This is a genomic window from Luteolibacter sp., from assembly GCF_039920825.1.
GTDB lineage: Bacteria > Verrucomicrobiota > Verrucomicrobiia > Verrucomicrobiales > Akkermansiaceae > Luteolibacter.
The window spans coordinates 21,830-29,176 of sequence record NZ_JBDSCX010000013.1 but is presented as its reverse complement, the minus strand read 5'-3'; the positions used below and the strand labels follow the sequence as shown (position 1 = coordinate 29,176).

Sequence of the window (7,347 nt, the reverse complement as noted above, 5' to 3'; positions counted from 1 at the left end):
TCAGCATTTCCGCTTCCGACTTCATCGCGAGTTGGCCCACCGAGGTGATGTTCGCGTTGTTGAGGCAGTTGGCGGCACGAACCGAGAGTTCGATTTCGTTGACCGACATGTTGAGAAGCTTCTTGAGGGCGGCGTTCTCTTCGCTCGATTCGGCCGGTGCTTCTTCGAAGTCCACTGCGTTTTCGTCGTAGTTGACGAACACGTCGAGGTGGTGGCGGAGAATCGCGGAAGCTTGGAGCAGCGCGTCCTGCGGGGTGATGCGACCGTCGGTCCAGATGTCGAGGATCAGCTTGTCGAAATCGGTCATCTGACCGACCCGGGTCGTTTCCACGGAGTATTTCACGCGGGTGACAGGCGAGAAGATCGAGTCGATGGCGATGACGCCGATCGGTTGGTCCTTGCGCTTGTTTTCGTCACCCGTGGAGAAACCGCGGCCGACTCGAACTTCGAACTCGCAATCGAACTTCACCTTCTTATCGAGGGTGCAGATGACCTGGTCCTTGTTGACCACGTCGTAGATATGATCGGCGGTGATGTCACCGGCGGTGATGACGCCTTCTTTCTCCACTTTAATAGTGAGGATGCGTGGCTCCTTCTCGTTGTGGCTGAATTTCACCTTTTTCAGGTTGAGAACGATGTCGGTGACATCTTCGACCACGCCGGGAAGGCTGGAAAACTCGTGTTGCACGCCCGCGATACGCACGGAAGTGATGGATGCGCCTTCCAAAGAGGAAAGAAGAACGCGGCGGAGGGAGTTGCCGATGGTATGGCCATATCCACGCTCGAAGGGCTCGGCGATGAACTGGGCGTAGGTATCGGAGGCGGTTTCCTCGTTGCGGACGAGGCGGTTAGGGAGCTCGAAACGAGCAAGTTTGACTGCTGACATGTTATTTTTTGGTTGCCGGGTTACCCTCTTGCGAGCGGGGCGCTTCCTGTGAAAAAGCAGCCCAGAGGACCTACGGCGGTGTGCGATTGCCCGCGGGGGCGTGAATAAATGCAGAGTCGGGCGGCTTGCAAAGCCTTTTTTTCGGGCATTTTGACCAAAAAGTTACCATTTCGGCACTATTTTCGAAAAAATGGCTAGATCTTCTATCAGAAGTCGTGCAGAGTTTGGTCGCAATCCACCATAACACTATGAAAAGCAAACGTAACCTAACCCGATTCACCTACGAAAGCGCAGCCTTCGAAGGATGGAGACTCTGCATCAGCCGCGCCGGCACGACCTTCACCAAATACTTCCCTGATAAGAAGTTCGGTGGTGGGAAGAAATCCTTGGCGGCTGCTGAAAGAGCATTGGTTGAATTGAAAGCACTGATCGAAGGATCGAAGCGCGTCGACGGCAAGTTGACCGCCACGACCGTCAAGAAGGGCGAGAAAATTCTGGCCGAAGCAACCTGATCGCGACTTGAGGCTTTCTAGGGTTGCGCGGGATTTTCCGCGCTCCAAATTCGGCCCATGCCGGAATTGAAAGCTTCAGTCATCCAATGGTTTCGCCGCGATCTGCGAATCGCAGATAATCCAGCCTTGTGCTGCGCGGCGAAACTCGGGATGCCCGTGATCCCTGTATATATAGCGAGCGACTGGCGCGGCTGCCACCACTGGACAGGCCCGAATCGCCAGCATTTCCTCTGCAAATCGCTTGAGTCCCTGGCGAAAAACCTCGGAACACTCGGCGGTCGATTGATTATCCGCCAAGGTTCCGCCGTCACTGAGTTGCGACGACTGATCATCGAGTGCCATGCGGTGGCCCTCCATTTCAACGCCGATCCCGATCCGTTCGGAAAATCCGTGGAAAACGAAGTCCGCAAGCTCTGCCTCGAACTCGGAGTGAAATGCCATTCCCTCGCGGATGTGGCTCTTCACGGCCCGGACGAAGTGTTGACTCTGAGCGACCTGCCCTACCGGGTATTCACCCCCTACAGCAAAAATTGGCTTCAGCTGGAAAAGCCTTCCCCCTCCTCCAAGCCTACCGCGCTACAAACCCCGGAAAATCTCGAATCCCTGCCGCTTCCCTCGGTGAAAATTTGGGGACTGGACGTTCCGACCACGCAAATGGTCGATGCCGGCGAACGAGCTGCCCGCGATCGATTGAAACTGGCGATCGACGGGAAAATCCAGAATTACTCAGCCAAACGCGATTTCCCGGCGGAAAATGGCACCTCCCGGATTTCCCAAGACCTCCGCTACGGCCTGGTTTCCATCCGCACCGTCTATTCCGAGTGCATCAAAGCCCGGGCTGCCGCAAATCCCGGAGGAACAGCGGGAATCGACGTCTTCATCAAGGAACTCGCCTGGCGGGAATTCTATTTCGCGATCCTCCACCATTTCCCGAACGTCCTCGACGAAGAATTCAACGCCGACTGGCGTGGCTTGCCGTGGGACGAGCCGGGCGAAAAATTCGAACTTTGGAAATCCGGCCACACGGGATTCCCCATCGTCGATGCCGGCATGCGCGAGCTCAAAGCCACCGGATTCATGCACAACCGCGTGCGGATGATCACCGCGATGTTTCTCACCAAAGATCTGCACATCGATTGGAAACAGGGCGAATCATGGTTCATGCAAAACCTCGTGGACGGAGAAATCGCCTCGAACAACGGCGGCTGGCAGTGGTCGGCCGGCACCGGAGCGGACGCGGCTCCTTATTTCCGCATCCAGAATCCATGGTCCCAAACCGCGCGCTATGATGCGGACGGGATCTATATTAAAAAGTGGATCCCCGAACTCGGGAAAGTCCATCCATCGCTCCTTCTCGAACCACCCAAGGATGGCCGGCCGCTTGTATCAGGCTACCCCTTCCCCTGCGTGGATCACAAAACGGAGCGCGAACGCACCCTCGCGATTTTCAAACGTCACCGGGCCCGCCACCAATAAGTCAGTTTCCCGACTGCTTCATCAGCCTCGCAGCCAACTCCTTCAGATCTTCCACAGGAATTGCAAAACTTTCCGCACGGTTCGCTCTGGCAATGTTCATCCCGATGCAATGACCATTGAGATCCAGCAGCGGCCCGCCCTGAACCGTCCTGCTGCCAAGGATGTCGTGCTGCAACACGCGGGGAAATCCACTGCGCCGCGGTGAGTAATCGCCGCTCATCTGGTCGTTCCGGCTGACTTGCTCGGCATACAATTCACCCCGCACCGCAAGCCTGACTTCGACGGTGGTTTCCTCCTTGTTCCGGCGGTAGGTCAGCTTGACCACGGTGCCCGCCTTTTTGTCTTTCAGCGCGTTTCCGATTTCTTCGATTTTTGCGACCTTAGTCCCGTCGATCGAAAGGATGACGTCGCCTTTTTGAAGACCTGCTTCCTTCGCCCCGCTTTTTTCATTCACTTCCGCCACTTCGAGTGCTTTCGATTTCGAGTTCAAAATCACGCCCAACGCTGCACCGCCCGCCGCCGGAACTTCACGGATCTTCGCACTGACAATCCCTGCTAACAACCGCCTCGCGGTGCGGGTTGTCGCTCCGTTCGCCATCACCCAGGAGCCTTGTGGCACGGCGCTCGTCGGAGCGAACTCCACCGGGACGAGACCGGTGGCCTCGATCTTCAGCAGCGCCACATCCCAGGTCGGATCGATCATCAGGATTTTCACCTCATGGTAATTCGTCTGGTCCACCGTCACTCCGAGTGCCTTCACTTCCAGCACCTCGCTCGCTTTGGTTAGAATGTGGCCTTCGGGCGAAATGACGACGCCGTAGCCTGTTTCCTTGCGCCCGTCCAAGATGACGGCGCTGGAAGTCTGCAAGACCTTCCGCTGTGTCTCGAATGCGGCCACCACCTCGGTGCCCGTGGTCCGATAGGCGGACTCCAGACTTTGCTGCGCCTGCGCCGGAAGGATCAGCGCGACCGATGAAATTGAGAGTATCCAGTTAGCGTTCACCGAGTTCGAGGGTGTGGGTTTTATGTTCGCCGTTCCGTTCGGTTTCCAGTGTCAATTCGTCGCCCGCCGACATTTCCTTGAGAAGATCCTGCAACTGCTCGCGGGTTTTCAAGTCCGTCCCGTTCATTTTCAAAATGATGTCGCCATCCTTGATCCCCGCTTCCTCGGCGGGACTCTTGCTGCCGACTTTGGTCACTCGCAGACCGCCTTCGGGCCGCGGCTCCGTGGCCAGTCCGAGAAATCCGTTTCCTTTCTCCGGCAGCTGGGCGAACGGCCCCTCGCCGATGAACTCCGCTTTCAACATCCGGTCCCAGTTCTCCGTGTAAACCGACATTGGCACGTGCATATTTACCTGAAGCTGCTGGCCGACGCGTGAATGGATGCCGATCATTCTTCCTGCCAGATCGAACAACGGACCGCCCGAATCGCCGCCGATCAACATGCAGTCGGACTGGATCGTCGAATCCGCGATTCTAACCAATCGCCCGAGCCTTACCACCGATCCCCGCTCCTTGTCGAATCCCCCCGAGTGACCGAGCGCGAACACCCAGTCCCCGAGGCGGGTCGTCGAAGCCTTGTCGATGTCCACGAATGGATAGGTTCCTTTTTCGACGATCTGCAACATCGCCGCATCCTTGTCCGCCACCAGTCCGAGAGTTTTCGCCTTCAACCGCGTGCCGTCCTCCAACACCACCGTGACGTTTTTGTTCACGCCGGTCGCAACGTGAGCGGCCGTTAGGACAAGACCTTCCGGTGAAACGATCACACCGCTCCCCGAGCCCTCCTTGATTTCGATGCACACCGTCGCCGCCCGCGCCTTCGGCAGGGCCTTTTCCAACGCGGTCTGGATGGCCTCCAGATCCTGGCGGCTGTCCGGAGCCTTTTTGTCGTCCACATACGGACGGCCTTCGTCGGCGAAGGCACACCACGGCAGCAGGGCCAGGACGGGTAAAATCGATGGAAACTTCATCACGTTGGTTTAGCGGCAAGCTACCGGCATCCTGTCTCTCCGGCAACTCATGCCTTCGCCACCTTGCGAAATAGCGCGATCCATTCCTTCCCCTCGCGTCCCGGGTAGGCCGCGCAAGGCACCCAAGCATCGATCCGTTCGAACCACGGCGAAAAACGGGCGTCGATTTCCTCAATCGTCGCGCCGAAAGGCGGGCCCGGCACCTCCCCACCGGGATCGAAAGGTGTCAGGAAAAACACTCCCGCGAGGAAGCCGCCGTCGGTCAAACAGCCTGCGGCCGCCTCCGCATAACTGTCCCGTTCCGTCGGATCGATCGCACAAAAACACGTGTGCTCCCAAATGGCCGAAAATTTCCGATCCACCCGCCATTCGGGATTCAGGAAATTGCCAAGTTCGTAGGTTTCCTTTCCCGCTGGTGGAAATTGACGTGCGTGCTCCATGGCGAACGGCGACAAGTCCACGCCGACCACCGGGATTTCCAAAGCAGCCAGCGCCCGCACGTCGTGTCCAAGGCCACATCCCGGCACCAAAACGGGTCCGTCGCCCCAGGCATCTGCTCCCAACTTTCCCAATAATTCAAGCAGCGGAGGCGCGGCCTGCCCTTTTTCCCACGGAGTATCCCCCGTCTGATATCGACTTTCCCAATCCGTCATGCGACAGCTTGGTTCGGCATCCGCCGCGTTGCAAGTGATCTTGAAATCACGCTCTGAATCGCTCGGGAACGAAACTGAGATCGGTGGCTTCGGCGACGGCGAGGGAAATCTGATCGTGGATGACCGTCAACGGAACCGGCGGCTGATAGTCGCGAAGAGCGGCCGAGAGGGCCGCGTTCGCATCGGCGGCTCCGGTTTTCAGAGAGCGGTAGAGTTTTACCGAAAGCGCTTCCGCCGCACCGGGTGTTAGAAGATCGGGTATCGAGGCGCGGAAAGAATCAGGAAGCGCTTCTTCCAACGCCACACCTCGGCGTTTCGCGAGAGCACGGATGAGCTGATAGCCTTCCTCGGGCGTCGCCGTGGGAAAAAGCGGGATCTTCACGTCCACCCGGCCCGGACGTTTGAGATCGACCTCGACCAGATCCGGACGGCTGGTGGCGAGCACCCAGAGGATTTTCCCACGCTTGCGGGAGTCGCTCATGCGCTCCGCCATCATGCCATAGACGCGACCGGAAACGCCGGAATCCCCAGAGTCGGCATTGCGGCGGCCCAGCGCCTGATCCGCTTCATCGACAAACACGATGCAACGGCCGAGCGCATCGAGCAGGCGGAAGATTTTCTCAAGATTGCTCTCAGTGCTACCAACCCATTTGTCGCGGAAGTTTTTCATCTTCACGACGGGCACTCCGGCCTCACCGGCGAGACACTCGACCATGAAGGTTTTCCCGGTGCCGACCGGACCGCAGAACAGGTAGCCCATCGGCAACGCGGCAAGATCACCGGCGGTCCAGAGCGCGATGTCCTGCCGCAGCCAGGATTTAATTGCGACCTGGCCGTGGAGATCATCGAGCGTGCGGTCGGGTTTGATGAATTCGATGAGACCCTGCGCATCCTTTTCGACGAGATCCTTTTTCAAGGTCACAAGGTCCTGGGGCGTGAGTTCCTTGCCATGATGTTGGCGGGTTTGCAGCAGTGTTTCAATGGAACTCAAAGTCGCGCCCGCCAAAGCGGCGGCGGGTTGACTGAAATCCCCGCCGAATGGCTTGAGCGGAATCGGATAGACGGTGGCGAGATGAGAAAACGCGGGGATCAGCTCTTCTTGTTGCGGCAGTGGCACAGAGATGCACGACGACTGCGGATTGCGCGAAACGAGCGGGTGGAGGTCGTTGAGATTTTCAGTTAGTAAAAAGGTCGTGCAATGCTGCTCCGCGATGGACGGGTCGGCGGCCCACTCGCGCAGTTGGCTGGCGATGGCGCTGAGTTCGTAGTTCGCGCCGCCGTTGGATGGCGGGACGATGAGACCGGCGTTTTTCACGATCACGGCCACCCGCGTCGCGCGCTCCGGCTTAAGGCGCGCGACATTCGCGCAAAAACGCAAGTAGTGTGTTAGAACAATGACCGCCTCGCGCGGAGTCTTGGGCAGCGTGGCTTCCTTCGCGGCGGGCGGCCACTCGGCGAAGCGCTCGCCGCCTTTTTCCACTCGGATTCCATTTCCGAGATCATAGCTGATGACCACGTCGAATTTCGCTAACAATCGTTCACGCAAAAAGCCGTCCAACGCGACGAGCCGGGGCGCAGCGCCCGCCACAGGCAGGAGCAGGCAATCGTCCACATTTCCGTGGAGGATGAATTGGCCGCTGGCTCCGGATTCGTAAAGGTCAATGACTTCCCCCGCCCATGGCGGCAAGACGGGTGATGAAGGGGCGCTCATGTTTTTTGAAAAATGCGGGAGTGGGCTTTGAAACAATCGCTTTGTGACGAGGGATTGGCGGATTCTACGGATGAGTATCCCGCTTCCGCAAGCCCGCCCTGCCGTCCACCGTTTCCCCGGTTGCAATTCCGGGTTG

The 7,347-nt window shown here is 58.3% G+C and carries 7 protein-coding genes; 2 read left to right on the top strand and 5 right to left on the bottom strand.

All coding sequences use genetic code 11. The features are described from left to right. Window positions 1–886 (bottom strand): DNA-directed RNA polymerase subunit alpha (locus ABIQ96_RS03050; RefSeq protein ID WP_348213071.1); only part of this gene is annotated, 886 nt, incomplete at its 3' end. Window positions 887–1,134: 248 nt separating this feature from the next. Here ABIQ96_RS03050 and ABIQ96_RS03045 point away from each other — a divergent pair. Then, window positions 1,135–1,398, top strand: a complete 264-nt coding sequence (locus ABIQ96_RS03045; RefSeq protein ID WP_348213070.1) for a hypothetical protein — start codon at window positions 1,135–1,137, stop codon at window positions 1,396–1,398. A gap of 57 nt (window positions 1,399–1,455) precedes the next feature. After that, complete coding sequence (locus tag ABIQ96_RS03040) at window positions 1,456–2,874, top strand: deoxyribodipyrimidine photo-lyase (RefSeq protein ID WP_348213069.1); 1,419 nt, start codon at window positions 1,456–1,458, stop codon at window positions 2,872–2,874. A gap of 1 nt (window position 2,875) precedes the next feature. On the opposite strand, the gene ABIQ96_RS03035 is transcribed toward ABIQ96_RS03040, so the two are convergent. Genes ABIQ96_RS03035 through ABIQ96_RS03020 form a run of 4 tightly spaced genes read right to left on the bottom strand, consistent with a single transcriptional unit; the run spans window position 2,876 to window position 7,211 of the window. Continuing rightward, the gene (locus tag ABIQ96_RS03035) at window positions 2,876–3,877 is read right to left on the bottom strand and encodes a PDZ domain-containing protein (protein ID WP_348213068.1); all 1,002 of its coding nucleotides are present in this window, start codon (window positions 3,875–3,877) and stop codon (window positions 2,876–2,878) included. Further along, window positions 3,867–4,847 carry a trypsin-like peptidase domain-containing protein gene (locus ABIQ96_RS03030; RefSeq protein WP_348213067.1) on the bottom strand — a complete coding sequence of 327 codons (981 nt, stop codon included), beginning with the start codon at window positions 4,845–4,847 and terminating at the stop codon, window positions 3,867–3,869. The genes ABIQ96_RS03035 and ABIQ96_RS03030 overlap by 11 nt, the downstream gene beginning before the upstream one ends. 47 nt (window positions 4,848–4,894) lie before the next feature. After that, a complete protein-coding gene (locus ABIQ96_RS03025; protein WP_348213066.1) occupies window positions 4,895–5,500 on the bottom strand; it encodes a methyltransferase in 606 nt (201 codons plus the stop codon). Between the two features lie 46 nt (window positions 5,501–5,546). Further along, window positions 5,547–7,211 (bottom strand): AAA family ATPase, encoded by a 1,665-nt coding sequence (locus ABIQ96_RS03020; RefSeq protein ID WP_348213065.1) that lies wholly within the window; start codon window positions 7,209–7,211, stop codon window positions 5,547–5,549. Window positions 7,212–7,347 lie beyond the last annotated feature (136 nt).